This window comes from Azospirillum sp. TSH64, assembly GCF_003116035.1.
In the GTDB taxonomy this organism is placed as follows: domain Bacteria; phylum Pseudomonadota; class Alphaproteobacteria; order Azospirillales; family Azospirillaceae; genus Azospirillum.
On record NZ_LGQW01000015.1, the window covers coordinates 3,469,357 to 3,496,137 of the forward strand.

21 protein-coding genes are annotated in these 26,781 nt (G+C 69.0%); 12 read left to right on the forward strand and 9 right to left on the reverse strand.

Going from position 1 to position 26,781, the window contains the following annotated elements:
• Nucleotides 1-78: 78 nt before the first annotated feature.
• The 8 genes from TSH64_RS17185 to TSH64_RS17220 all read right to left on the reverse strand — a co-directional run bounded on the left by TSH64_RS17185 (nt 79) and on the right by TSH64_RS17220 (nt 9,670).
• On the reverse strand, nt 79-954 hold the full coding sequence (locus TSH64_RS17185) for an aldolase/citrate lyase family protein (protein WP_109446709.1): 876 nt from the start codon (nt 952-954) through the stop codon (nt 79-81).
• Nucleotides 951-1,811, reverse strand: coding sequence for a MaoC family dehydratase N-terminal domain-containing protein (locus tag TSH64_RS17190; RefSeq protein WP_109446711.1), 861 nt, complete (start codon nt 1,809-1,811; stop codon nt 951-953). Before TSH64_RS17190 ends, TSH64_RS17185 begins: the two co-directional genes overlap by 4 nt.
• Nucleotides 1,808-3,310 carry an FAD-binding oxidoreductase gene (locus TSH64_RS17195; RefSeq protein ID WP_247872996.1) on the reverse strand — a complete coding sequence of 501 codons (1,503 nt, stop codon included), beginning with the start codon at nt 3,308-3,310 and terminating at the stop codon, nt 1,808-1,810. Before TSH64_RS17195 ends, TSH64_RS17190 begins: the two co-directional genes overlap by 4 nt.
• A 29-nt stretch (nt 3,311-3,339) precedes the next feature.
• On the reverse strand, nt 3,340-4,794 hold the full coding sequence (locus tag TSH64_RS17200) for an aldehyde dehydrogenase family protein (RefSeq protein ID WP_109446713.1): 1,455 nt from the start codon (nt 4,792-4,794) through the stop codon (nt 3,340-3,342).
• 66 nt (nt 4,795-4,860) lie between these two features.
• Nucleotides 4,861-5,844: a 2-dehydropantoate 2-reductase gene (locus TSH64_RS17205; protein WP_109446715.1), complete on the reverse strand. Its 984-nt coding sequence runs from the start codon at nt 5,842-5,844 to the stop codon at nt 4,861-4,863.
• Between the two features lie 19 nt (nt 5,845-5,863).
• Nucleotides 5,864-7,654 (reverse strand): TRAP transporter large permease subunit, encoded by a 1,791-nt coding sequence (locus TSH64_RS17210; RefSeq protein WP_109452758.1) that lies wholly within the window; start codon nt 7,652-7,654, stop codon nt 5,864-5,866.
• Nucleotides 7,655-7,823: 169 nt separating this feature from the next.
• Nucleotides 7,824-8,471, reverse strand: coding sequence for a TRAP transporter small permease subunit (locus TSH64_RS17215; RefSeq protein ID WP_247872997.1), 648 nt, complete (start codon nt 8,469-8,471; stop codon nt 7,824-7,826).
• A gap of 113 nt (nt 8,472-8,584) precedes the next feature.
• On the reverse strand, nt 8,585-9,670 hold the full coding sequence (locus tag TSH64_RS17220; RefSeq protein ID WP_109446719.1) for a TRAP transporter substrate-binding protein: 1,086 nt from the start codon (nt 9,668-9,670) through the stop codon (nt 8,585-8,587).
• Between the two features lie 507 nt (nt 9,671-10,177).
• Here TSH64_RS17220 and TSH64_RS17225 point away from each other — a divergent pair.
• The 5 genes from TSH64_RS17225 (at nt 10,178) to TSH64_RS17245 (ending at nt 17,920) form a co-directional block, all read left to right on the forward strand.
• Nucleotides 10,178-12,877 carry a 2-oxoglutarate dehydrogenase E1 component gene (locus tag TSH64_RS17225; RefSeq protein ID WP_109446721.1) on the forward strand — a complete coding sequence of 900 codons (2,700 nt, stop codon included), beginning with the start codon at nt 10,178-10,180 and terminating at the stop codon, nt 12,875-12,877.
• 80 nt (nt 12,878-12,957) lie between these two features.
• Nucleotides 12,958-14,661 carry an acyl-CoA dehydrogenase family protein gene (locus TSH64_RS17230; protein ID WP_109446723.1) on the forward strand — a complete coding sequence of 568 codons (1,704 nt, stop codon included), beginning with the start codon at nt 12,958-12,960 and terminating at the stop codon, nt 14,659-14,661.
• A gap of 102 nt (nt 14,662-14,763) precedes the next feature.
• Nucleotides 14,764-15,723: a LysR substrate-binding domain-containing protein gene (locus TSH64_RS17235; RefSeq protein WP_109446725.1), complete on the forward strand. Its 960-nt coding sequence runs from the start codon at nt 14,764-14,766 to the stop codon at nt 15,721-15,723.
• 136 nt (nt 15,724-15,859) lie between these two features.
• Entirely contained in the window at nt 15,860-16,612 is a 753-nt protein-coding gene (locus TSH64_RS17240) for a glucose 1-dehydrogenase (protein ID WP_109446728.1), read from the forward strand.
• Between the two features lie 102 nt (nt 16,613-16,714).
• Complete coding sequence (locus TSH64_RS17245; RefSeq protein WP_109446730.1) at nt 16,715-17,920, forward strand: CoA transferase; 1,206 nt, start codon at nt 16,715-16,717, stop codon at nt 17,918-17,920.
• Nucleotides 17,921-18,028: 108 nt separating this feature from the next.
• Here the strand turns inward: TSH64_RS17245 and TSH64_RS17250 are convergent, their stop codons facing one another.
• Nucleotides 18,029-18,760 carry an IclR family transcriptional regulator gene (locus tag TSH64_RS17250; protein WP_158285383.1) on the reverse strand — a complete coding sequence of 244 codons (732 nt, stop codon included), beginning with the start codon at nt 18,758-18,760 and terminating at the stop codon, nt 18,029-18,031.
• 193 nt (nt 18,761-18,953) lie between these two features.
• On the opposite strand from TSH64_RS17250, the gene TSH64_RS17255 reads away from it, so the two are divergent.
• The 7 genes from TSH64_RS17255 to TSH64_RS17285 all read left to right on the forward strand — a co-directional run.
• Complete coding sequence (locus TSH64_RS17255) at nt 18,954-20,432, forward strand: aldehyde dehydrogenase (RefSeq protein ID WP_109446734.1); 1,479 nt, start codon at nt 18,954-18,956, stop codon at nt 20,430-20,432.
• Between the two features lie 39 nt (nt 20,433-20,471).
• Nucleotides 20,472-21,311, forward strand: coding sequence for a citryl-CoA lyase (locus tag TSH64_RS17260; protein WP_109446736.1), 840 nt, complete (start codon nt 20,472-20,474; stop codon nt 21,309-21,311).
• Nucleotides 21,308-22,558 carry a CoA transferase gene (locus tag TSH64_RS17265; RefSeq protein ID WP_109446738.1) on the forward strand — a complete coding sequence of 417 codons (1,251 nt, stop codon included), beginning with the start codon at nt 21,308-21,310 and terminating at the stop codon, nt 22,556-22,558. Before TSH64_RS17260 ends, TSH64_RS17265 begins: the two co-directional genes overlap by 4 nt.
• A gap of 59 nt (nt 22,559-22,617) precedes the next feature.
• Complete coding sequence (locus tag TSH64_RS17270) at nt 22,618-24,099, forward strand: FAD-dependent oxidoreductase (RefSeq protein WP_199237586.1); 1,482 nt, start codon at nt 22,618-22,620, stop codon at nt 24,097-24,099.
• A gap of 47 nt (nt 24,100-24,146) precedes the next feature.
• Nucleotides 24,147-25,376, forward strand: coding sequence for an ABC transporter substrate-binding protein (locus TSH64_RS17275; protein WP_109446740.1), 1,230 nt, complete (start codon nt 24,147-24,149; stop codon nt 25,374-25,376).
• A gap of 164 nt (nt 25,377-25,540) precedes the next feature.
• On the forward strand, nt 25,541-26,629 hold the full coding sequence (locus TSH64_RS17280) for a citrate synthase (RefSeq protein WP_199237587.1): 1,089 nt from the start codon (nt 25,541-25,543) through the stop codon (nt 26,627-26,629).
• Nucleotides 26,626-26,781 (forward strand): ATP-binding cassette domain-containing protein (locus tag TSH64_RS17285; protein WP_146208126.1); only part of this gene is annotated, 156 nt, incomplete at its 3' end. The genes TSH64_RS17280 and TSH64_RS17285, both read left to right, overlap by 4 nt.

A 26,781-nucleotide genomic window follows, 5' to 3' on the forward strand; every position in this document is an offset into this window, starting at 1 on the left:
GCAAGGGAAGGGCCGCAGCTTTGGAGAGCCGGCAGTCTTTGGAGGGAGGACGCCCGATTTTCATGGGCGCCGATCCTCCTACGGCTGGTCCGCACAGGTGGCGCGGGACAGGATGCGGCGGGCCTTGCGCGCCATCGCTTCGTCGATCATGCGGCCATCGACCACCGCGACGCCCTTGGCGCTTTCAGCCACAATACGGAGGGCCTGGGCGATCTCGGCTTCGGTCGGAGTAAATGTCGCGTTGATGGCGGCTATCTGGCCGGGATGGATCGCCGCCTTGGCACCGAATCCCAGTGCCAGGGCGGAGGCTGCTTCCCGTTGCAATCCGGCGCTGTCGGTCAGGTCGAAGAAGGGGGAATCCACCGCTTCGATGCCCGCGAGCGCCGCGGCATTGACCAGCCGGGACCGCGCCGACAGCAGCGGCTCCCACGCGGTGGCGCAGCCCAGGTCGGCAGACAGGTCGGCGGCACCGAAGAACAGGGCGGCCAGCCGGGGCGACGCGCGGGCGATGTCCTCCACCGCCGAGATTCCGCGGGCGGACTCGATCAGCGCCACCAGCGGCAGGGGCCTGCCCGCTCCGCTCAGAAGCGTGTCGATCCAGCGGATCGTCTCGGGGCTGTCGACCTTCGGCACGATGATGAAATCCGGCCCGCCGCCTTGCGGGCGGCGCATCAGGGCCAGCAGATCCTCCAGCCCCTCCGGCGTCACCGGCGCGTTGATGCGCAGCGCCCGCAGGATCGGCGCGGCAGGCGCCGCCGCCAGGGCCGTCAACGCCGCATCGCGCGCCGCCGCCTTGTCGGCAGGCGGTACGGCGTCCTCCAGATCGACGATCAGGACATCGGCACCGGACTGCGCGGCACGGTCGAAGCGGTCCGGGCGCGTCGCCGGGGTGAACAGCCAGCTGCGGCGGGACCGCCCGCTGGAAAATTCTCCGTCCCGAATTGTCGCGCTCATGGCGTCACCACGAATTCGGCCGTCATGGCGACCTGTCCGTCCGGACCGACCGCCCATCCGTCGATCTCGCCATCCCCCCTTGCCGCCGCGTTCAGCGTGAAGGGGGCGGTGTCGAACAGCGGCCGGCGGGCGCGGAAGCGGAAACCCGCGACCCGCCGACCATCGGGATCGCCGCCGAGAGTGCGCAACACCAGATCCATCAGCAGGGTCGCCGTCAGCGGTCCGTGAACCACCAGCCCCGGATAGCCTTCCGCCTCGCGGCAGTAGGGGCGGTCGTAATGGATGCGGTGGCCGTTGAAGGTCAAGGCGGAATAGCGGAACAGCAGCACCGGATCGGGAGTTACGCCTCGGGTCCAGTCGGCCGCCGGCAGGGGATCGGCGGAAGCCGGCGGCGGCGCCTCTCCCGGCTTGGCGGCCTCGCGGTAGACGATGTCCTGCTTTTCGCGGATGGCGACGCCGGCGTCGGTCGCGATCTCGTGCATCACGCTGACGAACACCATCCCGCCCGACCGGCCGGACTTGTGCTCCACCGCTTCGATGGTGGAGGTGCGCCGCATCTCCGCACCGATGGGGATCGGCGCCAGGAAGCGCATGTCGCTGCCGGCCCACATCCTGCGGGGCAGCGGGACCGGCGGCAGGAAGCCGCCCTTGTGCGGGTGGCCGTCCTCGCCGATGTCCCGCTGCGGCGCGTTGGGCAGGAAATGCAGCCAATGGCCGAGCGGCGGCAGCTCACCCGCCGGCCAGGGCGGGGTGTCGTGGTCCAGCGTCGCCGCCAGCCCGGCCAGCGGTGCGGCGATGGCGGTGTCGGTCCGCATCTCCACCCGGCCGACCCAGTCCTTCAGATGGTCGAAGGTCATGGCGCCACCTTGGAGGCCACCTCGGATGAATGCAGGATCTTGCCCGGATTCATGAGGTTGTGCGGATCGAAGGCGCGCTTCAGCGTCGCCATCATCTCCAGCTCCACCGGCGACTTGTAGCGCGGCATCTCGTCGATGCGCAGGCGGCCGATGCCGTGCTCGGCCGAGATCGACCCGCCGAGATCGACGACGATGTCGTGGACGATGGCGTTGACCGTCGCCAGCTTCGCCCGCCATTCGGCCGGGTCGCCGTCCTCCGCCTGGATCGGGTTGTAATGGATGTTGCCGTCGCCGAGATGGCCGAAGGAGAAGGGGCGGATGCCCGGACAGGCCCGCTCCAGCGCCGCGTCGGTGCGGTCGAGGAAGCGCGCGACGCGGGAGATCGGCACCGAGACGTCATGCTTGAAGGACACGCCCTCGCGCTTCTGCCCTTCCGGGATGCCTTCGCGGATGCGCCACAGCGAATCGGCCTGGGCCTTCGATGCGGCGACCACGCCGTCCAGCACCTCGCCGGCCTCCATGCCCGCCTCCAGGATGCCCTCCAGCATCTCGGCCAGCCGGTTGCCGGAATCCTGGTCGGCCAGCTCCACCAGAACGTACCAGGGATAGCGGTCGCGCAGGGGATCGGGCACGTCCGGCACATGTTTGCGGGCCACGTCGATGCAGGCGCGCTGGATCAGTTCGAAGGTGACGATGCGGTCGCCGGCCACGCCCTTGGCGCGGGTCAGCAGGTCGACGGCATCGCTGGGGGCCGACACGGCGACCAGGGCGGTGGCGGTTGCGCGCGGCAGCGGCGACAGCTTCAGCACCGCGGCGGTGACGATGCCCAGCGTGCCTTCGGAACCGATGAAGATCTGCTTCAGGTCGTAGCCGGCATTGTCCTTGCGCAGGCCGCGCAGCCCGTCCCAGATGCGGCCGTCGGGCAGAACCACCTCCAGCCCGGCCACGAGGTTGCGCATGTTGCCATAGCGCACGACCTGCACGCCGCCGGCATTGGTCGCGATGTTGCCGCCGATCTGGCACGACCCTTCGGCGGCGAGGCTCATCGGGAACAGCCGGCCGACGTCACGCGCGGCACTCTGGATGTTGGCGAGGATGCAGCCGGCCTCCACCGTCATCGTGTCGTTGTCGATGTCGATTTCGCGGATGCGGTTCAGCCGGTTGGTGGAGATGACGATCTCCGATCCGTCGGCATGCGGCTGGCTGGCCCCGGTCAGGCCGGTGTTGCCGCCCTGGGGCACGATCGGCGTGCGGGTTTCGGCACAGATGCGGACCACCGCGGCAAGGGCCTCGGTGCTGTCGGGCAGCACCACGGCGGGCGACCGGCCGACCCAGCCGTCGCGCCAGGATTCCATGAAGGGTTTCATGGTGTCGGGATCGGTGATCAGGCCGCGGTCGCCGACGATGGCACGGATGGGGGCGAGCACGGCCGTTTCGAAGTCCGGTCGCAGGGTGGCCTGTCCGCTGGTGTGCCCGGTGGTCGGGATGTCGTTCGGCAAGGGGGCTCTCCCTGGGCTACGGGCCTGCGTCACAGCGCGCGGTAGGCCGTCTTGATGATGGTGTAGAATTCGATGGCAGACCGTCCCTGCTCGCGCGGGCCGTAGCTCGACATCTTCCGCCCGCCGAAGGGGACATGGTAGTCGACGCCCGCCGTCGGCAGGTTCAGCATGGTCATGCCGGCCTGGATGTTGGCCTGGAAATGGCGGGCGTGCTTCATCGAATTGGTGATGATCCCCGACGACAGGCCGTAATCGGTGTCGTTGGCGACGGCCAATGCCTCGTCGTAATCCTTGACGCGGATGACGCTGGCGACCGGGCCGAACACCTCCTCACGATTGATGGTCATGGCGTTGCTGGTGTCGGTGAACAAGGCAGGGGCGAGGAAGTACCCGCGCGTCGGCCGCTCCAGCCGCGTGCCGCCGGACGCCAGCCGGGCGCCCTCGCCGAGGCCGGTGTCGATGTAGTGCAGGTTCTTGGTCAGCTGGAACTCGTCGATCACCGGGCCGATCTGGGTCTCCGGCTTCAGGGCATGGCCGACGCGCAGGGCCGCCATCCGCTCGACCATCGCGGCGACGAAGGCATCGTGGATGCTGTCCTCGACGATGAAGCGGCCGGTGGCGGTGCAGCGTTGACCGGCATGGAAATAGGCGCTGTTGACGCCGATCTCGGCGGCGCGCTCCGGGTCGGCGTCGCCCAGCACCACCAGCGGGTTCTGGCCGCCCAACTCCAGCTGGACGCGGATCATCCGCTCGGCGCAGCGCACGGCGATCCGCCGTCCGGTGTTGACGGACCCGGTGAAGGACACCGCGTCCACCGCATCGACCACCGCGGCGCCGACGTTCGGACCGGCGCCGATCACCAGATTGAACAGGCCGGCCGGCATGCCGTGCGCCTCCAGCGCCGCCGCGATGATGCGGGTGACGGCGATGGAGATGCCGGGGGTCTTTTCCGACGGCTTCCAGATCACCGCGTTGCCGAAGGCGAGCGCCGGGGCGATCTTCCACATCGGCGTGGCGACCGGGAAGTTCCAGGGCGTCACCAGGCCGATGACGCCGACCGGCTCACGCGTCACGTCCACCTCGACGCCCGGGCGCACCGAGCCCAGCGTCTCGCCCGGCGCCCGCAATGCCTCGGCGGAGAAGAAGCGGGCGAGATGGGCGGCGCGGACGATCTCGCCCAGCGCGTCGGGGATGGTCTTGCCGCCCTCGGTGGCGGCGATCCTGGCCAGCTCGTCCTTGCCGTCGAACAGCGCGCGGGAGATGGCGTCGAGCACCAGGGAACGCTGCTCCACCGTCGCGGCGCGCCAGTGCGGCTGGGCGCTGCGGGCGGCGGCCACGGCTTCGGCCACGTCGTCGGCACCGGCCAGCGTGTAGGAGCCGGCCAGCTCGTCCAGGTCCGACGGGTTGAAGATGTCGAGCCGGTCGCGGCCCGGCCGCCAGCTGCCGGCGATGAAGTTGGTGTTTTTACTGTTGTCGGAAGGCATGTCGGGTCTTCTCCGGAAATCCGTTCGGTCGAGGGCGGGTGCGGCGGCCTCAAGTCAGCCTTTTGGTCAGCCGGCGCGGGCCACCCGCTCCTTCAGGGCGGTCAGCGCCCACAGCGTTTCGATGGTCGGCACCGGCACATCGCGGCGGCGGGCCAGTTCGAGGACGGCGGTCACGATGGGATCGATCTCCATGCTGCGCCCCGCCTCGAAATCCTGCAGCATCGACGGCTTGTGGCCGGGGACGCCGCTGCCGCGGGCGAGCCGCTCGTCGATGTCGTCGGGCAGGTCGACGCCCCAGGCGCTGGCCACCGCCAGGCATTCGCGCATCAGCCGGCCCTGGACGGCGGCCATGCCGGCGGCCTGCTCCATGGCGCCCATGGTGGCGCCGGTCAGCACGCTGGTCGGGCCGACCGCCATGTTGAGCATCAGCTTGCTCCACAGCGGGACGCGGATGTCGGCGGGCAGCCGGGCGGTGGCGCCGCCGGCGTTGAAGGACTCTGCCAGTGCCGCCAGCTTTTCGGCATGGTCGCCCGGACGCGGCGCCCCGAAGGCCAGCACCGGCATGGCGCTATGGGCGACGACGCCCGGCTCGACGATGCGGGCGGGCAGCACCTCGATCACGCAGGCGGCTATTCGCTCCGGGCCGATGGCCGACCACAGGGCGCCGCCGGGATCGACCACCTCCAGCGGCTCCGCCGTCACGCCGTTGCCGGCACCATGCAGATACCACCAGGGAATGCCGTTCTGCGCGGCCACCACCAGCGTCTCCGGACCGCACAACGCTGCGAAGGAGGAGGTAAGCGCCGGCAGCCCGTGCCCCTTGACCGTGACGATCACCATGTCCTGCGGACCCAGATCGGCGGCGTCGTCGCTGGCCAGCGGCCGGCAGGTCAGCGTGCCCTTCGGCGTCTGGACGGTCAGGCCGCGCTCGCGGATCGCCGCCAGATGGGCACCGCGCGCCAGCAGCGACACCTCGTGCCGGCCGGTCGCGGCCAGGTACCCCGCCAGCGCGCCGCCCACGGCGCCGGCCCCTACGACGGCGATGCGCATGTCGTCTTCCCTTCCTGTCTCACTTGAATTCCAGCGGCGGCAGCTCGTTGTCCATGCCGCTGCCAAGGCCCTGGAACTGCTCCTCGATCTGCTTGTCGTCCAGTTTGACCGCGGCCGACTTGTAATGCATGACCATCTGCGGGAAGGCGATCACCAGCGCCACCATCACCAGCTGGATGACGACGAAGGGCACGGCTCCCCAGTAGATCTGGCTGGTCAGGACCGGCGCCGTCTCCTTCTTGGTCACGCGGTCGATGTAGGGCAGCTTCGGCGCCACCGAGCGCAGGAAGAACAGCGAGAAGCCGAAGGGCGGGTGCATGAAGCTGGTCTGCATGTTCACCGCCAGGATGATGCCGAACCACACCAGATCGATGCCCAGCCGGTCGGCCGCCGGAGCCAGCAGCGGGATGACGATGAAGGCCAGCTCGAAGAAATCGAGGAAGAAGGCGAGCAGGAACACCATCACGCTGACGGCGATCAGGAAGCCCATCTGGCCGCCCGGCAGGGAGACCATCAGCTCCTCGACCCAGACATGGCCGTTGACGCCGTAGAAGGTCAGCGAGAACACCCGCGCCCCGATCAGGATGAACAGCACGAAGGCCGCCAGCTTGGCCGTCGAGTAGGTCGCCTGACGCACCATGTCGAAGCTCAGCCGCTTCTTCATCGCCGCCAGCGCCAGCGCGCCGACGGCACCCATGGCGCCGCCCTCGGTCGGGGTGGCGAGGCCGATGAAGATGGTGCCGAGCACCAGGAAGATCAGCGCCAGCGGCGGCACCATGACGAAGGTCGCCTGCTCCGCCATCCGGGAGATCAGGCGCCGGCCGCTGGCCCGTTCCACCAGCGCCACCGCCAGGGCATAGAGCGCGCCCGCCGCGATGGAATCGCCGAGCAGCGCCAGCGTGGTCGAGCCGTTCAGCGTCAGCCACGCCGCTCCCGCCGTCAGCACCGCCGTGACCGCGGCTTGAAGGACGAGACGCTGCGCGCCGAAGGTCCGGTTGAAGGTGGCGGCCAGGAAGGCCACCGTCACCGCCACAGACAGCAGCAGCACGACATAGTCTGCGCCGGATTTCACCCCGGTTCGTCCCATCACCCAATAGGCGACGGCGCCCGAGAACAGCGCGAGCAGCCCGAGCTGCCAGACGCCGCGTGCGCCGTTGGGCTCGCGGTAGGCGATGGCTTCCGGCGGCAGGCCGGGGGCGGCCTTGGGCCAGATCATCGAGACGACGAAGACGTAGAGGGCGTACAGGCCGGCCAGCAGCAGGCCGGGGATGAAGGCGGCCTCGTACATGTCGCCGACGGAGCGGCCGAGCTGGTCGGCCATGACGATCAGCACCAGCGACGGCGGGATGATCTGGGCCAGCGTGCCGGACGCGGCGATGATGCCCGATGCCAGACGGCGGTCGTAGCCGTAGCGCAGCATGATCGGCAGCGAGATCAGGCCCATGGAGATCACCGACGCGGCGACCACGCCGGTCGTCGCAGCCAAGAGCGCGCCGACGAAGATGACGGCGTAGGCGAGCCCGCCGCGGATCGAGCCGAACAGTTGCCCGATGGTGTCGAGCAGATCCTCGGCCATGCCGGAGCGTTCCAGCACCAGCCCCATGAAGGTGAAGAAGGGCACGGCCAGCAGCACGTCATTGTTCATCGTGCCGTAGATGCGTTCCGGCAACGCCTGGAACAGGTCGGGCCGGAACAGGCCCAGCTCGATGCCGATCAGGCCGAAGAGCAGGCCGTTGGCGGCCAGCGCGAAGGCGACCGGATAGCCCAGCAGCAGCATGACCACCAGCACGCCGAACATGATCGGCGCCATGTTGTGGCCGAACCAGCCGCGCCAGCCCTCCTGTTCGGCGAGCGCACCGGCGCCCGGCACCGGAAGCACATAGAGCGCCACGGCCACGGCGGCCAGCAGCAGCAGGGAGATGACGGACAGCCGGACGGTGCGCGGCGACAGGGAGGGGGAGGTCGTGCTCATCGCGCGTCTACCGGCTGGGAAGGGTGTCGGAAGGGGTGGCACGCTCGCGCTCGGCGGCGAGCAGCCGCTCGGCCTCGGCCTCGGCGGCCGCCTGATGGCCTCCGGCCCGCTGGGTCCCGTCCTCCAGATGGCCGGACATGATCGCGGCGCGCTTGACCAGCTCCGACAGGCCCTGGACGAACAGGACGGTGAAGCCCAGCGGAATCAGCAGCTTCGCCGGCCATTGCGGCAGGCCGCCGGCGTTCATCGACTGTTCCTCGATGGCGTAGGAGGCAAGCGCGAAGGGCCAGGAGGTGATCATCATCACGAAGCTGAAGGGCAGCAGGAAGGCGATATGGCCGAACAGGTCGATGCCGTCGCGCGCGCGTTTCGTCAGCATCGCATTGACGATGTCGATGCGGATGTGCTCGTCCTCCCGCAACGTCCAGGGCGAGCAGAGCAGGAACACCGCGGCGAACAGCACCCATTGCAGTTCCAGCCACGAGTTGGAGCTGACGTCGAACAGCTTGCGGATCACGGCGTTGACTGCCGAAACCAGGATCGCCAGCAGGATCAGCCAGGAGATCGCCTTTCCCAGCCGCGCGGTGACCGCGTCGACCAGCCGGCAGACCCCGACCAGGGCCGTCATCAGGGGGGAGGAGGATGGGCTCGTCATGGAGGCAGAGTCTCCCGGAAGGCCGGTCGCGAACGCTGCGACGACGCCAATGCCGGGAGCGGTCGTGCCGCTGCCCGGTCCATGGCTGGGATATCGCACGGAGAGACGGCGGATCAGCGCCGGGTCAGGCGGAGGGTTGCGCTGTCATAGGCATATTCCGACGCCTGCAGCCAGAGATTGGAATCGTTCTGGAAGCGGCGGTAGCTCTCGTAGAACTTCTTGAAGGCCGGGTTCTTTTCCGACAGCTCGTCGTAAAGCTCCATCGCCGCCTTGTGGCTGGCCTGCAGCACGTCCTGCGGGAAGGCGCGCAGCTTGGCGCCGTTGGCGACCACGCGCTTCAGCGCCGCCGGGTTCAGCACGTCGTAGCGTGCCACGCTGTCGATGTTGGCCAGCGCCGCGGCCGCCGTCAGCGCCGCCTGATAGTGCTTCGGCAGGTCGTTCCAGCGCTTGGTGTTGATGAAGAAATGCTGGAGCGAGGTGCCGTCCCACCAACCCGGATAGTAGTAGTTGGGCGCGATCTTGTAGAGCCCGAGCTTCTCGTCGTCATAGGGGCCGTTGAACTCGGCGGCGTCGATGGTGCCGCGTTCCAGCGCCGGATAGATGTCGCCGCCGCCGACCTGCTGCGCCACCACGCCGAGCTTGGCCAGGATCTGGCCGCCCAGGCCGGAGATGCGGAACTTCAGCCCCTTCAGATCCTCGACGCTCTTGATCTCGTTGCGGAACCAGCCGCCCATCTGCGCGCCGGTGTTGCCGCCGGCCAGCGCCTTGAGATTGTAGCCGGCGTAGAACTCCTCCAGCAGCTTGCCGCCTTCGCCATGGTAGAACCAGGCGTTCTGCTGACGGGTGTTCAACCCGAAGGGCAGGCAGCAGCCGAAGGCGAAGGCCGGGTCCTTGCCGACATAATAGTAGGACGCGGTGTGGCACATCTCGACCGTGTCGTTGCTGGCGGCGTCCAGTGCCTGGAGCGCCGGCACCACCTCGCCCGCGGCGAAGACCTGGATCTGGAACTTGCCGTCGGTGGCCTCGGCGACGTTCTTCGCCATCACCTCGGCGCTGCCATAGAGCACGTCGATGTTCTTCGGGAAGCTCGACACGCAGCGCCAGCGGATCGTCGGCTCCGACTGCGCGATGGCCGGAGCCGCAAGCGTGGAGGCACCGGCGGCGACGGCGGCACCCTTGAAGAATTGACGGCGCTTCATGCTGTTTTTCCTCCCGAAGTTCTTGTTGTGTGACGGCACGATGAGGGTTGATCGTCCACGACCGCTTTTACCGGCAAGACATCCATTGAACTGCGAAAGAGTTGATGGAAGTCATGGTTTGCGTCTTCTGGCGGTGGCGCGACATCTCCTTGCTCGCGGTGTCCTGGGAATTGGCGGCGGCTGGTCCCAGGGATGGCTGTGACTGTCCGGGAATGGACGGGTCGATGTGGTGACCCTGACAGTGGAGCAACCGTCCGCACAGAGGAATGTGTTTCGTGGGCATACCAGCCATAAGCTGGGCAAGCCATCAGCTATACGAACCATTCGGGCCCGGCCCCGCGCGGCCCTTTGAAACCGGGGTGGGTGCTGACGGTTTGCTATGCCCGCAATGAATATCTGTTACAGGCACGCCATGCGCTCCGCGATGCGAGGCTGATCGGTAGTCTGTGGGGAACGGTTCCCAATGCCTCAAACGACGGATGTTCAACCGCATGAACGGTAAGCGCCATGTCTAGGCCGTCCTCTCCGCTCAACGCCGCCGGGGCCGCCTATCTCGAAGCGTTGCAGGAGCGCTTCCGCGACGATCCCGCCTCGGTGGACGTGAGCTGGCGCGCCGTCTTCCAGATCCTGGACGAGCTGGGCGCGGTCGCTCCGGACTTGTCGGCATCGGGTGGGCCGACATCAGGTGAGCCGGCGTCCGGGCCGCTGTCGCTCCGGCACGAGGACATCCGCCAGCGCGGCCATGCTGCCGCCGCCCTCGATCCTCTGGGCCGCGCCGCCCCTCCCGCCGGACCGGAGTCCGGGGATGCGGAGACCGCGCGGCTGCGCCGGCTCTATCAGGGCACGCTGACGCTGGAAACCGCCCATATCGACGATCCGGCCCTGCGGTCCTGGCTGCGCGACGCCTATGAGGGGGCCTCTGCCACCCCGCCGGCCGAGGCCCGTCGCCGGGCGCTGTCGCTGCTGAGTGCTGCGGAGGAGTTTGAAAGGCTGCTCGGCACCCGCTACCCGACGAAGAAGCGGTTCGGCGCGGAGGGGATGGAGACGCTGATTCCGCTGCTGGACCGCATCCTCGCGGCGGCTGCGGCGGCGGGCGTCACCGAGGTGCAGGTCGGGACCATGCATCGCGGCCGGCTCAGCCTGATGGCCAACGTGCTGGGCAAACCGCTGGTCGAGCTGTTCGCCGGGATCAAGGGCATGCATCCCTTCCAGGCCGACCCGCCGGTCCCCGCCGACGTCCCCTATCACATGGGGGTGGAAAGCAGCCTGTCCTTCGGCGACGGCACGCTGGCGCTGACCCTGTCCCCCAACCCGTCGCATCTGGAGGCGATCAATCCGGTCATTCTGGGCCGGGCGCGGGCGCGTCAGGATCTGGTCCGCGAGCAGGGCGGCGAGGCGCGCCGGGTGCTGTGCGTGCTGCTGCACACCGACGCCAGCGTGATCGGCCAGGGCAGCGTGACCGAGGCTCTGCAACTGTCCGGCGTCGCCGGCTTCACTGTTGCCGGCACCATCCATGTCATCGTCAACAACCAGATCGGCTTCACCACCGAACGCGACGAGGCGCGGACTTCGCTCCATTGCACCGGGCTGTGGAAGGCGGTGGACAGCCCCATCCTGCACGTCAACGCCGACGATCCGGACGCGGCGCTGCGGGCCGCCGACCTCGCGGTTGCCTTCCGGCAGGCGCACGGGCGCGATGCGGTGATCGACCTCGTCGGCTACCGCCGCAACGGTCACAACGAGATCGACGAGCCGCGCTTCACCCAGCCGCTGGATTACGCGGCGATCGACGCCCATCCGCCCGTCCGCGCGCTCTATGCCAAGCGGCTGGCCGCCGACGGAGCGGTCGGGGAGGGCGCCGCCGACGCGCTCGCCGCCGGTCACAAGGCCCGCTTCCAGGAGGCGTTGGCCGCCGCCGCCGATCACCGGCCGAACCATGACGGCTTCCCCGGCGGACGCTGGGCGCCGTTCGCGTCCGGCGGGCCTGCTGCCGGCGGGTCTGCCGCCGTGGAACCGGACACCGGCATCGGCTCCGACCGGCTGCGGGCTCTGCTGGCGGCGCTGGCCGCCATTCCGGATGGCCTGGCCGTCGACCGCAAGGTGGACCGCGTCATCCGCCGCCGCGCCGAGGAGCCGCTGGACTGGGCGACCGGCGAGGCGCTGGCCTTCGCAACGCTGCTGGCCGATGGGGTGCCGGTGCGGCTGACCGGCCAGGACGTGGTGCGTGGCGCCTTCTCCCACCGGCATTTCGCTCTGACCGATGCCGTCACCGGCAAGCGCCATGTCAGCCTGAATCATCTGGGCGTCGCCCAGGCCCGCTTCGACGTGGTCAACAGCCCGCTGTCGGAATATGCCGTGCTCGGCTTCGAATACGGCTACAGCCTGGAACGGCCCGACGCGCTGGTGATCTGGGAGGCGCAGTTCGGCGATTTCGCCAACGGCGCCCAGATCCTGATCGACCAGTTCATCGTCAGCGCGGAAGACAAGTGGCGACAGCCCTCCGGCCTCGTCCTCCTGCTGCCGCACGGGCTGGAAGGGCAGGGGCCGGAACATTCCTCCGCCCGGCCGGAGCGCTTCCTCCAGATGGCGGCGCGCGACAACATCCGCATCGCGCATCCGTCCACCCCGGCGAACTACTTCCACCTGCTGCGCCGGCAGATGCTGCGGCGCGACCGCAAGCCGCTGGTGGTGCTGAGCCCGAAGACCCTGCTGCGCCTGCCGGCGGCGGTGTCGGCGCTGGCCGATTTAGCACCCGGCACCGGATTCCAGCCGGTCGTCGTCACCGCCGGCGAACGTGTCGGCCGCATCCTGCTGTGCAGCGGCAAGCTGGCTTACGAGCTGGAGCGGGAGCGGGCCGCCCTGGACGCGGAGGATGTGGCGGTGGTGCGGCTGGAGATGCTGTATCCCCTGCCCGCGGCCGAACTGTCGGCCCTGTTCCGCCGTTGGCCGGACGCCTCCTGCGTTTGGGTGCAGGAGGAACCGGAGAACCTAGGCGCCTGGACCTATCTCGACCGCCGGCTGGAGGCGTTGCGGGCAGCGGCCGGCTGCGCCGAGCCGCGCGTCGTCTGCGTGGCCCGTGCCGAAGCGGCCTCTCCCGCCGGCAGCTTCCACGGCGACCATGAGGCCGACCAGCGCCGGCTGGTCGAGCAGGCCTTCGCCGGGCTCGCCGCCGCCCTGCCGTCCCGAGGGAAAGCGGCGGCGGAGTGACGGGCCGTCCGTCCGCATCGACGGATGGACCCGACAGCGAACACCAAACACAGTATAACGAGCACTGGGGAAACGCGCCGATGTCTTCCAGCTTGAGCACCGCCAGCCCGTCCGAAGCCTCTCCGCTTCTGCTCCCCGATCTGTTGCAGGCCACGGCCACGGCACTCGATGCGGTGGCGCAGCTGGCCGAGGCGGCGGAGCGCGGCGTCGCGGCACTGGTGGCGCCGGATGGGCGCGTTGATGCGGCGCTGCTCGACCGCCATCAGGTGGCGGCGCATGGCTTCGCCTGGGTCGCGACCTATGCCGCGGCATTGCGCCAGATGCGGGGCTGGGCGGAACGGCTGGACCATGCCGGCCGGCTGGGCGAACTGGAAGCGGCCATGCTCCAGGCGGCGTTCGGCGAGTATCTGGCCCAGCTCGACGGCGGTCTGGCGATGAGCCAGGGCGAAATCGTCCGGCCCGCCGATTTCGGGCTGGGCGAGGCGGAGCGGGACGCCTTCCGCACCGAGGCGGTGTGCCGGCTGATCGCCGCCGGCAACGCCTCCGGCCTGCGGCTGCGCATCGCCGAACTGCTGACCGATGCGCTGCATGGCGGCGGCTTCGGCGACATGGCGCTGGAGGACGAGGCGCTGGACATGGTCCGCGACCAGTTCCGCCGCTTCGTCGCCGACGCGGTGGAGCCGCATGCCCATGACTGGCATCTGAAGGACGAGCTGATCCCGCTTCCCGTCGTCGAGCAGATGGCGGAGATGGGGGTGTTCGGCCTGACCGTGCCGGAGGAGGATGGCGGGCTCGGCATGGGCAAGCTCGCCATGTGCGTGGTGACGGAGGAACTGTCGCGCGGCTACATCGGCGTCGGCTCCCTCGGCACCCGTGCGGAGATCGCGGCCGAACTGATCCGCATGGGCGGCACCGCCGAACAGCGGGCGCGCTGGCTGCCGCGCATCGCGTCGGGCGAGATCCTGCCGACCGCCGTCTTCACCGAGCCCGACACCGGGTCCGACCTGGGCAGCCTGCGCACCCGCGCGGTGCCGGACGGCGACCTCTATCGCGTCACCGGGGCGAAGACCTGGATCACCCATGGCAGCCGGTCGGACCTGATGACGCTGCTGGTGCGCACCGATCCGGACGCCCCCGGCTATCGCGGCCTGTCGATGCTGCTGGCCGAGAAGCCGCGCGGCACCGAGGCGGACCCCTTCCCGGCCGAGGGGATGAGCGGCGGCGAGATCCCGGTGCTGGGCTATCGCGGCATGAAGGAATACGAAATCGGCTTCGACGGCTTCGCCGTCCCCCGCGAAAACCTGCTGGGCGGCGTCGAGGGCCAGGGCTTCAAGCAGTTGATGGCGACCTTCGAATCCGCCCGCGTGCAGACCGCCGCCCGCGCCGTCGGCGTGGCGCAGAACGCCATGGAGCTCGGCCTGCGCTATGCCCAGGAGCGCGTCCAGTTCGGCCGTCCGCTCGCCGCCTTCCCGCGCGTCGCCGGCAAGCTGGCCTGGATGGCGGTTGAAACGATGATCGCCCGCCAGCTGACCTATTTCGCGGCGCGGGAGAAGGACAGCGACCGCCGCTGCGACATCGAGGCCGGCATGGCGAAGCTGCTGGCCGCGCGCGTTGCCTGGTCGAACGCCGACAACTCGGTGCAGATCCATGGCGGCAACGGCTACGCCGTCGAATATCCGGTCAGCCGGGTGCTGTGCGACGCCCGTATCCTGAACATCTTTGAAGGGGCGGCGGAAATCCAGGCCCAGGTCGTCGCCCGTGGTCTGCTGTCGCGCCGCAATTGAGGGGTGCCGGGCGGGCGGAACTGACCTGTCGCGACCACGCTTGTATCATACCGGCGTATTCGCTATCCGACGGGGAGGACTGAAAGGACAAGGCCGCCCGCGATGGAACTTCTGGAACTGCGCTATTTCGTTCAGGTGGCCGACCTTGGCAGCTTCTCCAAGGCCTCGGTCAAGCTGGGCATCACGCAGCCGGCGCTGAGCCGGCAGGTCCAGAAGCTGGAGCACGAGCTGCGCACCAGCCTGTTCTACCGTCACGGCCGCGGCGTCTCGCTGACCCAGCAGGGGCGCAAGCTCTACGACGTGGTGCGTCACCTGCTGGGCGCGCTCAGCGAGATCAAGGAGGAGATCCAGGACCAGTCGGAGCGGCTGACCGGGACCGTCACGCTGGGGCTGCCGCCCTCGATCTGCGCCACGCTGGGCGCTCCGCTGGCCCGCCGCTTCCACGAGAACTATCCCGACGCGACCCTGCGCATCCACGAGGTGTTCAGCGGCACGCTGCTGGAATGGGTGGAAGGCGGGCGGCTGGACCTTGCCGTCCTCTACGATGCGCGGCGCGGACGCAGCATGCTGTCGTCTCCCCTGCTGGTGGAAAGTCTGCAGCTGGTCCAATCGGCCAAGGACGCGGCGGCCGGCGACGACGGGCCGGTCGGGGTCGAGATGCTGGCCGACCTGCATTTCGTGCTGCCCGGCCTGGAAAACGGCCTGCGCCGGGTGGTGGATGCCGCGGTGCGCCGGGCCGACATCGATCTGCAGGTCGATATGGAGATCGACTCCGTCACCGCCATCAAGCAGCTGGTGGAGGAGGGAATGGGATCGACCATCCTTCCCTTCGGCGCCGTCCACCGCGAGGTGCGCCAGGGCCGGCTGATCGCGCGCGAGATCACGTCGAAGGACATGCACGCCATGCTGGTCACCGCCACACCGCTGCATCAGCCGGTGTCGAAGGCGACCCGTGCCCTGCTGCGGCTGATCCATGTCGAAGTCGTCAAATGCGTCGCCAACGGCGTGCTGAAGGGCAAGGTCGTCGCTCCCGGAAGTGCCGGGGAGGACAGCGCGCTGTGACGCAAGCTGGGGCCGTGCTCCGCCCCGTTATGCTTTGACAGCTGATAGCAGTTATGACGGATGGTCCATAGCACGGCCGGTTCAGCGCGGATAGCCTCCCCCATCACCACATAATTCCCTGGGGAAGGAACCGAGAATGACGAAGCGCCTGGACGGCAAGGTTGCCCTGATCACCGGGGCGGCGCAGGGCCTGGGCCTTGCGATGGCCGAAACCTTCGTGCGCGAGGGCGCCCGCGTGGCGGTCGTCGACATCAACGGCGACGCCGCCGCCGCGGTGGCGGAGCAGCTGGGCGAGGCTGCCATCGGCATCAAAGCCAACGTCACCAAAACCGCCGATGTCGAGATGACCATCGCCGCGACGGTCGAGAAATTCGGGCGCCTCGACATCCTGGTGAACAACGCCGGCTCCACCCACGCCAACGGTCCGTTCGAGACCGTGACCGAAGAGGAGTTCGACCGCGTCTTCGCCCTGAACGTCAAGTCGATCTACCTCTATTCCAAGGCGGTGGTCGCGACGATGCGGGCGCAGAAGTCCGGCGTGATCCTCAATCTCGGCTCCACTGCCGGGCTGCGCCCGCGTCCGGGCCTGGTCTGGTACAACGCCACGAAGGGTGCGGTTCACAACATCACCCAGTCGCTGGCGCTCGAACTGGCGCCCGACAACATCCGCGTCTGCGCGCTGGCTCCGGTGGCCACCGAAACGCCGCTGCTCGCCACCTTCATGGGCGGCGACACCCCGGAGAAGCGGGCGCGCATGCTGGGCATCGTTCCGCTCGGCCGCCTGGGCCAGCCCTCCGATGTCGCCAACGCCGCGCTGTATCTCGCCTCCGACGAGGCGGCTTTCATCACCGGCGTGGTGCTGGAGGTCGACGGCGGCCGCTGCGTCTGAGGACGGGCCGTGCAAGGCCGGGGTGCGTCCGCGCTCCGGCCTGACCCGACCCGACCGGCTCCCGCCACCCCCTGCATCCACCCCGAGCGGAATCCCTCCCCCATGTCCTCGCTCCTTTCCGATCTGCGCATCGTCGAAGTCTCGGCCTTCGTCGCGGCTCCGCTGGGCGGCATGACCCTGGCCCAGCTGGGTGCGGAGGTGATCCGCATCGACCCCATCGGCGGCAACATCGACTACCGCCGCTGGCCGCTGGCGCCCAATGGCACCAGCCTCTATTGGACGGCGCTGAACAAGGCAAAGCGGTCGGTCACACTGGCGCTCGACAAGCCGGAGGGGCGGGAGATCGCCCAGGCGATCATCACCGCGTCGGGCGAGGATGCCGGCTTTCTGCTGACCAACCTGCCGGCCAGCGGCTGGATGGGCTACGAGGCGCTGTCCGCCAGGCGCGACGACCTGATCATGCTGCGGCTGACCGGCAACCCGGACGGATCGGCGGCGGTGGACTACACCGTCAACTGCGCCGGCGGATTCCCGATGGCGACCGGCAGGGGAGGGGAACCGGTGAACCATGTCCTGCCGGCCTGGGACGTGGCGGCCGGCCTCTATCTCGCCACCGGGCTGCTGGCGGCGGACCGGCGGCGGCGCCGCACAGGCCGGGGGCAGGAGGTGACGGTGGCGCTGGCCGACGTGATGCTGGCGACAATCGGCAATCTCGGCTACCTCGCCGACGTGCGGGTGAACGGCGCCGTGCGTCCGCCGATGGGCAACGACCTGTACGGCGCCTATGGCCGCGACTTTCCCACCGCCGATGGGCGGCGCGCGATGGTCGTCGCCATTTCAAACCGCCAGTGGAAGGCGCTCGGCAAGGCGACCGGGCTGGCCGACCGGCTGGCGATGATCGGCCCGCTGATGGGCGTGGACATGGACGACGAAGGCGGACGCTTCCAGGCCCGCGATGCGATCTCCGCCGTGCTCGCTCCCTGGTTCGCCGCGCGCACGCTGCCGCAGGTGGAAGGCGCATTCGCCGGCTCGGGTGTGCTGTGGGGCCCCTACCGCGATTTCGGCCAGCTCGTCGCCGAGGACGCGCGCTGCTCCACCGCCAACCCGCTTTTCCGCGAGATCGACCAGCCCGGCGTCGGGCCGCTGCTGGTTCCCGGATCGCCGCTCGGCTTTCCCGGCCTGGGCAAGCGCACCGACCATCGCCCGGCCCCCGGTCTGGGGCAGGATACCGACGCGGTGCTGGCCGATCTGCTGGGGCTGCCGTCCACGGAGATCGGCCGCCTTCACGATGCCGGCATTGTCGGATAGGGCAGATAAGGCGAACTTACGCGGGGGGCGAAGGCGGGCTCCGCGCCATGCAGGTTGCAGGCGTCGGGCCCATGGTCTCACCGTTTGGTCGGTTTGGGCTGCCGTCGCCTATGCACAAGGCGACGGCTGATCCGGGTAATGTCCGCCCAGCGTCTCCGACAGGCGGCTGCCGGCGGCCAGCAGCAGGGGCGCCATCACCGCGACCCGCTCCCCGGTGAAGCGGGTCAGCGGTCCCGACAGGGTCAATGCGCCGATCAGCCCGTCCCGTTGTGAAAAGACCGGCACGGCGGCGGCCCCGGTCTCGGACTCGCGCTCGCCGAAGGAGAGCAGGGGCAAGGCGGCAAAGTCGGCCGCCGATCCCTGCCCGGCGAAGCGGGTGAGCACATGGCCGGCGGCTCCCCGGTCCAGAGGCAGGCGGTCGCCTTCATGGACATGGTCGCGGATCGCCTGCGTCGAATCCTCGCGGAAGGCGCAGATGCGCCACGCCCCTTCGCGCCGGAAGAAGGAAGCGCTTTCCCCGGTTTCCCGCATCAGCTGGCGCAGCACCGGCCGCACATGGTCCTCCAGCCGCAGCGAGCGCTGGTAGAGCCCCCCCAGCCGCATCAGCTCCGGGCCGAGCCGGTAGGACTTGTCCTGGTGGCGGACGAGATAGCCGGCCTTCTCCAGCGACACGGTCAGCCGCAGGATGGTGCTCTTGTAGAGCCCGGTCCGCGCCGCGATCTCCGTCAGGCTCAACGCATGATCGCCCGCCTGGAAGCAGCCGACGATGCTCAATGCCCGGTCGACGGACTCCACCCCCCCGGCGGAGGCGGTGGTGGTGGTCGGCTTCGCATCGGTCATGTCGCACCCTTCATTGGCGGCCTCGGCGCGCATTCTTCCCCGACACCAGCATCGGCCGTCAAGGACGGCCCGAACAAGTCCCGGCCGCGAGAAAAGTGTGGGGGCAAATGGTTCAGGCTTGACGCAATTTGCCCTCATATGTTCTCTTAGATGAAACACGGTTCTATCTAACAGAACTTTTGCGAGGCCGAGGGTGGAACGCTACAAGCTGTTCATCGATGGGGACTGGTGCGATCCGGTTTCCAACGCGTGGTTCGAGACGACGGAGCCCTTTTCGGGGCGGGCCTGGGCGGAGATCCCGCGCGGCACGCAGGCCGATGCGGACCGCGCGGTGGAGGCGGCGCACCGCGCCTTCCTGTCGCCGGACTGGGCCGGGCTGACCGCGACCCAGCGTGGCGCGCTGCTGCGCCGGCTGGCCGGGCTGATCGAGGACAATGTCGACCGGCTGGGCGCCATCGAGCAGCGCGACAACGGCAAGCTGATGGCCGAGGTCAGCGGGCAGATGCGGAACGTCGCCCAATGGTTCCATTACTATGCCGGGCTGGCCGACAAGGTTCAGGGCGCCGTCGTGCCGATCAACAAGGCCGATGTCTTCAACTATGTGAAGTACGAGCCGCTCGGCGTCGTCGTTGCCATCACGCCGTGGAATTCGCCGCTGGCGCTGACCACCTGGAAGATGGCTCCGGCGCTGGCGGCCGGGAACACCCTCGTCATCAAGCCGTCGGAATACACCTCCGCCTCCATCCTGGAGCTGGCGAAGCTGGCGCATGAGGCGGGGTTCCCGCGCGGCGTCGTCAACGTCGTCACCGGCTTCGGCGGGGAAGTGGGCGAGCCGCTGGTGCGCCATCCCCTGACCGCCAAGATCGCCTTCACCGGCGGCGACATCGGCGGCCAGCGCGTCAACGAGGCCGCGGCGCCGGGCCTGAAGAAGGTGACGCTGGAGTTGGGCGGCAAGTCGCCGAACATCGTCTTCGACGATGCCGACCTCGACCAGGCGGTGAAGGGCGCCATTTCCGGCGTGTTCGGCGCCTCGGGACAGACCTGCATGGCCGGTTCGCGCCTGCTGGTCCAGAGATCCATCCACGACGCCTTCGTGGGCAAGCTGGTCGCGGCGGCGGGCGAGGCGCGCATCGGCGACCCGTCCAGGATGGACACGCAGATCGGCCCCATCGCCACCCGTCCGCAATGGGAGAAGATCCTGCGGATGATCGACATGGCGAAGGACGAGGGCGCGGTCTGCGCGCTCGGCGGCCATGCCCTGTCGGGGCCGGACTACGGCCAGGGGCAGTTCGTGGCGCCGACCATCTTCACCCAGGTGCGCAACGACATGCGCATCGCCCAGGAGGAGGTGTTCGGCCCTGTCCTCTGCGTCATCCCCTTCGAGGACGAGGACGATGCGCTGCGCATCGCCAACGACGTCGAGTTCGGCCTGGCGGCCGGCGTGTGGACCCGCGACCTGCACCGCGCGATGTACTGCGTCGACCGGCTGCGCGCCGGAACGGTGTGGGTGAACAACTACCGCTCGACCAGCTTCACCACGCCCTTCGGCGGCTACAAGCGCTCCGGCCTCGGCCGCGAGGGGGGCGTGGAGGCGATCAAGGAATATCTCCAGACCAAGTCTGTCTGGATCACCACGAAACCCAACCGCGCCAACCCCTTCGTGCTCGGCTGAGGCCGGGCCGACGGGGGGGAGTCCTCCGGGAGCGTTCCCATGTCTGAAGCGACCATCGACAGCGCCACCGGCTGGTGGCGGACGTCGATCATCGACATCCATCCGGGTTCGATCCGGGTGCGCGGCTATGCCATTGAGGAGCTGATCGGCACGATCGGCTTCCCCGACATGATCTGGCTGATGCTGCGCGGCGAATTGCCGACACCGGCGCAAGGCCGGTTGCTGGGGGCCGCGCTGGTGGCGGCGGTGGATCACGGGCCGCAGGCGCCGTCCATCGCCACCGCCCGCATGGCCGCCACCTGCGGGGTCGGGCTGAACAACGCCATGGCGTCCGGCATCAACGCGCTGGGCGATGTCCATGGCGGTGCCGGCCAGCAATGCATGGACCTCTACGCCGCAGTCGCCGCCCGCATGACCGAAGGCATGTCCGTGGCGGGGGCGGCGGAGAGCGAGATCGCCGCCCGGCTGGAGCGGCGCGAGCATATCCCCGGCTTCGGCCACCGCTTCCATCCCGTCGATCCGCGCGCCGGCCGTCTGCTGGCCCTGGTGGAGGCGGCGACGGGGGAGGGCACCGTGACGGGAGAGGCCGCCGCCATCGGCCGTGCGGTGGAAGATGCGCTGGCCGCGCGCAAGGGCAAGCGGCTTCCGATGAACATCGACGGCGCCACCGCCGTGGTGTTCGCCGAACTCGGCTTCCCGTCCGGGCTCGGGCGCGGGCTGTTCGTGCTGTCGCGCTCGGTCGGCATCCTGGCCCACGCCTGGGAGCAGTCCCAGCAGGGCGGCCGCATCAAGGGACCGATGCCGCCGTCCATCCCCTACCGCTATGACGGGGCGTCGCCCCGTCCGGTTTCAGAAGAGATTCCGGGAGACGGAGCATGACCGACCGATCCCCCGCCGAAGCCCCTGGCAAACCGCTTCCTTTGGCCGGCGTCAAGGTCGTCGATTTCGGCCATACGGTGATGGGGCCGTCCTGCGCCATGATCCTCGCCGACCTCGGCGCCGACGTGGTGAAGGTCGAACCGGTGCCCAACGGCGAGCCGACCCGCCATCTGAAGGGCTTCGGCACCGGCTATTTCGGCTATTTCAACCGCAACAAGCGCTCCATCGCCGTCGATCTGAAGACGCCGGAGGGCCGCGACATCGCGCATCGTCTCGTTGCCGAGGCCGACGTGCTGGTGGAGAATTTCGCCCCCGGCACGATGGAGCGGCTGGGGCTGGGCGCCGACGCGCTGGCCCGCGTCAACCCGCGCCTGATCTATGCCAGCCTGAAGGGGTTCCTCGACGGCCCCTATGCCAACCGCCTCGCGCTCGACGAGGTGGTGCAGATGATGACCGGGCTCGCCTACATGACCGGGCCAAGCGGCCGGCCGTTGCGCGCCGGCACCTCGGTCGTGGACATCACCGGCGGCATGTTCGCCGTCATCGCCATCCTGGTGGCGCTGCGCGAGCGGGAACGGATCGGCAAGGGCCAGACCATCGAGACCGCCCTGTTTGAAACAACGGTGTTCCTGATGGGGCAGCATCTCTGCTACGCCGCCCAGGCGGACGGGCCGATCCCGCCGATGCCGGAGCGTGTGTCGGCCTGGGCGGTCTACGAGACCTTCCGCACCGCCGACGGGCGGCCGATCTTCGTCGGCATCACCACCGACAGCCATTGGGAGCGCTTCTGCGCCGTCATCGACCGGCCGGACCTGCGCGACGATCCCGGGTTCCGCACCAACAACGACCGCATCGCCGCCCGGCCGCGTCTGCTGCCGCTGCTGACGGCGCTGTTCGGCAGCCTGTCGATGGAGGAGGCGGTGTCGGTGTGCGAGCGCGCCCGCATTCCCTTCGCGCCCATCGCCCGGCCGGAGGATCTGTTCGAGGATCCGCATCTGCGGGCCACCGGCGGGCTGATGCCGACCACCCTGCCGAACGGGGTGCGGACCGCCCTGCCGCGGCTGCCGATCCAAGTGGCGGACACCGATCTCACGATCCGCCGCGACCCGCCGCGCGTCGGACAAGACACCTGCGCGGTGCTGGCCGAACTCGGCTACGGTCCGGCGGCGATCGAACAGCTGACGGGGGCCGGAATCGTCGTGGCCGACAGCGAGCCCGACGGTACCCGGCAGCGCCTAGCAGGATGATATGGGCGGGATGATGCGGGACAGGTCTGGAGACGAAAGAAATGACGGAGGAAACACGGATGTCTGAGTACGCCATCAGCGATTTGGCCATCAGCGATCTGGTCATCGTCGGCTGCGGCATCGCCGGGCTTTCGGCGGCGGTGACGGCGTTGCAGGCCGGCCTGTCGGTCACCCTGCTGGAGCGGGCGCCCGAGGAGGATTTCGGCGGCAATTCGCGCTGGACCGAAGCCTATATGCGGATGAAGAACGATTCCGAGATCTCCGACGATTTCGAGGAGCATTTCGCCGCCAATGCCGGGCTGAACATCGACCCCAACGTGCTGGCCGCCGCCGCCGAACCGTACGAGCATTGGCCGGACTATGTGAAGGCCCACCCCTTCCCCGATCCGGAAGTGATTTCCCGCTTCGCCGAGCGGGTGCCGCCGACCATCGCCTGGCTGAAGGGCTTCGGCCTGCGGTTCGAGCCGCAGCCGATCTATCTGCTGACCCAGAACACCCAGCGCATCGCCGCGCAGGGCGGCGGCCTCGCCCTGATCGAACGGCTGATGGCAGAGGCGAAGGCGCTGGGCGCCCGCGTGCTCTACCGCACCACGGCGCTCGACCTGCTGCGCGACGACCGGGGCCGCATCGGCGGCGTTTACGCCGCTGGGACGGACGGGCTGCGCGTCGCCATCCGCGGCCGGTCGACCATCCTGGCGTCGGGCGGCTATCAGGGCAACCCGGAGATGATGACCCGCTACATGGGCCAGCGCGCCAAGCATGTGCGGCCGGTGGCGCGCGGCGGCTACTACAACCGCGGCGAGGGCATCCGCATGGCGCTCGACGCCGGGGCGGCGGCGGCCGGCGACTTCGGCTCCTACCATGCCGAACCGGTCGACCCGCGGTCCCGCCAGCCGGAAGCGGTGATCTTCATCTGGCCCTATGGCGTGCTGGTCAACAAGCGCGGCGAACGCTTCCTCGACGAGGCTCCGGGCACCGCCGACGCCACCTACGACGCCATCACCCGCATCGTCGCCGATCAGCCCGACGGGATCGCCTATGTGCTGTTCGACGATCAGGTGGAGGACATTCCGCGCTGGCGCACCAGCATCCGCAGCGACGTGCCGGCCATCGAGGCGCCGACGCTGGAAGCACTGGTCGAAAAGCTGGGCCTGCCGCCGGACGCCACGCTGGCGACGGTCGCCGCCTACAACGCCGCCTGTCCCGCCGATGCCTCCCGCTTCGACCCGACGCGGGTGGACGGTCTGGCGACCACCGGGCTGAGCCCGGCCAAGACCAACTGGGCGCGCCCGCTGACCAAGGGTCCGTTCCGCGCCTTCCCCATCGTCTCGGCCAACTGCTTCACCTTCGGCGGATTGAAGGTGGATGCCGATGCCCGCGTGCTGGACGGCAATGGCCGGCCGATGCCGGGACTCTATGCGGCGGGCGAGACGGTCGGCCTCTATCACCAAGTCTACACCGGCTCGACCTCGGTCCTGCGCGGCGCGGTGTTCGGCCGGCTGGCCGCCCAGCATGCGGCGGCCTCCAGCGACGCCGTCTGACCGTCCGGAAAGCCGGCCATCCATAAAAACGCCCTAGGGAGGAACTGATGAACCGTTACGCCGTAACGGCGGCCGTCGCCGCCTGCCTGTTCGCCCACAGCCTGTCCCAGCCGGCGCTCGCACAAAGCGCCGCCTACAGCGACGGCAAGATCAAGATCGGCATCCTGACCGACCTGTCGGGCCAGCTGTCCGACAGCACCGGACAGGGATCGATCGCCGCGGCGCAGATGGCGGTGGAGGATTTCGGCAGCGCCGTCAACGGCACGCCCATCGAGCTGATCTTCGCCGACCACCAGAACAAGGCCGATGTCGGCGCCTCGACGGCACGGCGCTGGTACGACGTCGATCAGGTCGACGCCATCATGGATGTGCCGAACTCCGCCGTGGCGCTGGCGGTGCAGCAGATCACCAAGGAGAAGAACCGCGTCGCCATCTTCTCCTCGCCGGCCAGCTCCGATTTGACCGGCAAGGCCTGTACGCCGAACGGCATCCACTGGACCTACGACACCTACGCGCTGGCCCATGTGACCGGCGAGGCGGTGGTGGCCTCGGGCTTCGACAGCTGGTACTTCCTGACCTCCGACTATGCCTTCGGCCATGCGCTGGAGCGTGACACCGGCGCCGTCGTCGAGAGCCAGAAGGGCAAGGTGGTGGGAAGCGTCCGCATGCCGGCGAACAATGCCGACTTCTCCTCCTTCCTGCTCCAGGCCCAGGCGTCGCCGGCCAAGGTCGTGGCGCTCGCGACCGCCGGGGCCGACACCCAGAACGCCATCAAGCAGGCGGCGGAATTCGGGCTCGGCCAGTCGGGCAAGAACATCGTGGCGCTGCTGCTCGCCATCAGCGAGGTCCACGCGCTGGGCCTGCCGGCGACCCAGGGCATCATGCTGACGACGCCCTTCTACTGGGACATGGACGACGAGACGCGCGCCTTCTCCAAGCGCTTCTTCGAGAAGCGCAAGGCGATGCCGACCTTCTACCAGGCCGGCGTCTACGGGGCGGTCAGCCATTACCTGAAGGCGGTCAAGGCCGCCGGGACCGACGCCGCCCCGACCGTCATGAAGACGATGAAGGAAACGCCGGTGAACGACTTCATGACGAAGAACGGCACCGTGCGCGAGGACGGCCGGGTGCTGCGCGACATGTATCTCTTCCAGGTCAAGACCCCGGCCGACTCCAAGTCGCCCTGGGACTATTACAAGCTGGTCCGCAGCGTTCCCGCCGACCGTGCCTTCCGGCCGCTGTCGGAAAGCGACTGCCCTCTGGTCAAGAAGATGTAGGCGCCGCCCCACCGGGCTTCGCTCGTGGCGGGGCATAACCGTTGGTAATGCCCCGCTTACATATATGAAGTTGAGCCGGAGGGCTGATTGCTTAGGATTCACACCGAATCCGCCGCGGCTCTTCCGGCGGTGGCGTCTCCCACCCCTTACCGGACAGCATGACGATGGAGCGGATATCGGCCGCCGAAACCAGCCTGAGCGGGGGCGATCCCGCGACGGGCGAGATGGTGATGCGTGGGCATCGACTGCCCGATCTGATCGCCCGCCCCTATGAAGAAGTCGTGGCGATCCTGTGGGACGCGGAGCTTCCGGAACAGATGAGCCGGGAGGCTCTGGCTGCGGCGAGATGCGACGCCTTTGCGCGGCTCTCTCCCCGCTTCGCGGCGATGCCGTCCGATCTCAGCGTGATCGAGTGTCAGCGCTTTCTGCTGGCCTCGCTGCCGGGCGCCGCGATGACGCCGCCGATGCTGGTGGCGGGCACCGCCGTTGCCGCCGCTGCGGCCATCCGGCTGGTTCGTGGACAGGCCCCGGTGGCCCCGGACCGTTCCTTGCCGCATGCCGCCGATCTGCTGCGCATGATCCATGATGCCGCCACCGGCGAAGCGGAGACGCGGGCGCTGGACCGTTATCTGGTCGCGATGGTCGATCACGGCGTGAACGCCTCGACCTTCACCGCCCGCGTGGTCGCCTCGACCGGGGGCGGCCTGTCGGCGGCCGCGGTGGCGGCGCTGGGCGCGCTGGAAGGGCCGCTGCATGGCGGCGCGCCGGGGTTGGTCCTCGACATGCTCGACGCCATCGGCGAGGCGGACCATGCGGAAGGCTGGGTGACGGCGGCGCTCGACCGGGCGGAGCGTCTGATGGGCTTCGGGTCGCGGGCCTACCACATCCGCGATCCTCGCGCGGACATCATGAAGGACAGCCTGCTGGCGCTGCAAAAGTCCGGCGCGGGCCGGGCACCGGAGGGACGGCTTGCCTTTGCCGAAGCCGTCGAGCGGACGGTTCTTTCGGTGATGGCGGCGCGCCGTCCCGAGCGGACCCTGCACACCAATGTGGAATTCTACGCCGCCCTGCTGCTGGAAGCGCTCGGTGTGCCGCGTGCCGGCTTCACACCGCTCTTTGCCGCCAGCCGTGCTGCCGGATGGGCGGCGCATGTGCGTGAACAGGAACGGACCGGACGCATGCTGCGACCGTCCTCACGCTATGTCGGCCCGCTGCCGGACGGCCGACCCAAGACCGGAAGAGGACAGGAATGACCACCGACGACATCATCCTGGAAGCGCGTGGTCTGACGAAGGAATTCAAGGGCTTCGTGGCGGTGAAGGAGGTAAACCTGCAGGTTCGCCGCGGCACCATCCACGCACTGATCGGCCCGAACGGCGCCGGCAAGAGCACGGTGTTCAACCTG

Coding starts and splice junctions, on each gene's coding strand:
- TSH64_RS17185 (WP_109446709.1), bottom strand. CDS start 954: ATGAGCGCGACAATTCGGGACGGAGAATTTTCCAGCGGGCGGTCCCGC.
- TSH64_RS17190 (WP_109446711.1), bottom strand. CDS start 1,811: ATGACCTTCGACCATCTGAAGGACTGGGTCGGCCGGGTGGAGATGCGG.
- TSH64_RS17200 (WP_109446713.1), bottom strand. CDS start 4,794: ATGCCTTCCGACAACAGTAAAAACACCAACTTCATCGCCGGCAGCTGG.
- TSH64_RS17205 (WP_109446715.1), bottom strand. CDS start 5,844: ATGCGCATCGCCGTCGTAGGGGCCGGCGCCGTGGGCGGCGCGCTGGCG.
- TSH64_RS17210 (WP_109452758.1), bottom strand. CDS start 7,654: ATGGCGCCGATCATGTTCGGCGTGCTGGTGGTCATGCTGCTGCTGGGC.
- TSH64_RS17215 (WP_247872997.1), bottom strand. CDS start 8,471: ATGACGAGCCCATCCTCCTCCCCCCTGATGACGGCCCTGGTCGGGGTC.
- TSH64_RS17220 (WP_109446719.1), bottom strand. CDS start 9,670: ATGAAGCGCCGTCAATTCTTCAAGGGTGCCGCCGTCGCCGCCGGTGCC.
- TSH64_RS17225 (WP_109446721.1), top strand. CDS start 10,178: ATGTCTAGGCCGTCCTCTCCGCTCAACGCCGCCGGGGCCGCCTATCTC.
- TSH64_RS17230 (WP_109446723.1), top strand. CDS start 12,958: ATGTCTTCCAGCTTGAGCACCGCCAGCCCGTCCGAAGCCTCTCCGCTT.
- TSH64_RS17235 (WP_109446725.1), top strand. CDS start 14,764: ATGGAACTTCTGGAACTGCGCTATTTCGTTCAGGTGGCCGACCTTGGC.
- TSH64_RS17240 (WP_109446728.1), top strand. CDS start 15,860: ATGACGAAGCGCCTGGACGGCAAGGTTGCCCTGATCACCGGGGCGGCG.
- TSH64_RS17245 (WP_109446730.1), top strand. CDS start 16,715: ATGTCCTCGCTCCTTTCCGATCTGCGCATCGTCGAAGTCTCGGCCTTC.
- TSH64_RS17250 (WP_158285383.1), bottom strand. CDS start 18,760: ATGACCGATGCGAAGCCGACCACCACCACCGCCTCCGCCGGGGGGGTG.
- TSH64_RS17260 (WP_109446736.1), top strand. CDS start 20,472: ATGTCTGAAGCGACCATCGACAGCGCCACCGGCTGGTGGCGGACGTCG.
- TSH64_RS17265 (WP_109446738.1), top strand. CDS start 21,308: ATGACCGACCGATCCCCCGCCGAAGCCCCTGGCAAACCGCTTCCTTTG.
- TSH64_RS17270 (WP_199237586.1), top strand. CDS start 22,618: ATGTCTGAGTACGCCATCAGCGATTTGGCCATCAGCGATCTGGTCATC.
- TSH64_RS17275 (WP_109446740.1), top strand. CDS start 24,147: ATGAACCGTTACGCCGTAACGGCGGCCGTCGCCGCCTGCCTGTTCGCC.
- TSH64_RS17280 (WP_199237587.1), top strand. CDS start 25,541: ATGGAGCGGATATCGGCCGCCGAAACCAGCCTGAGCGGGGGCGATCCC.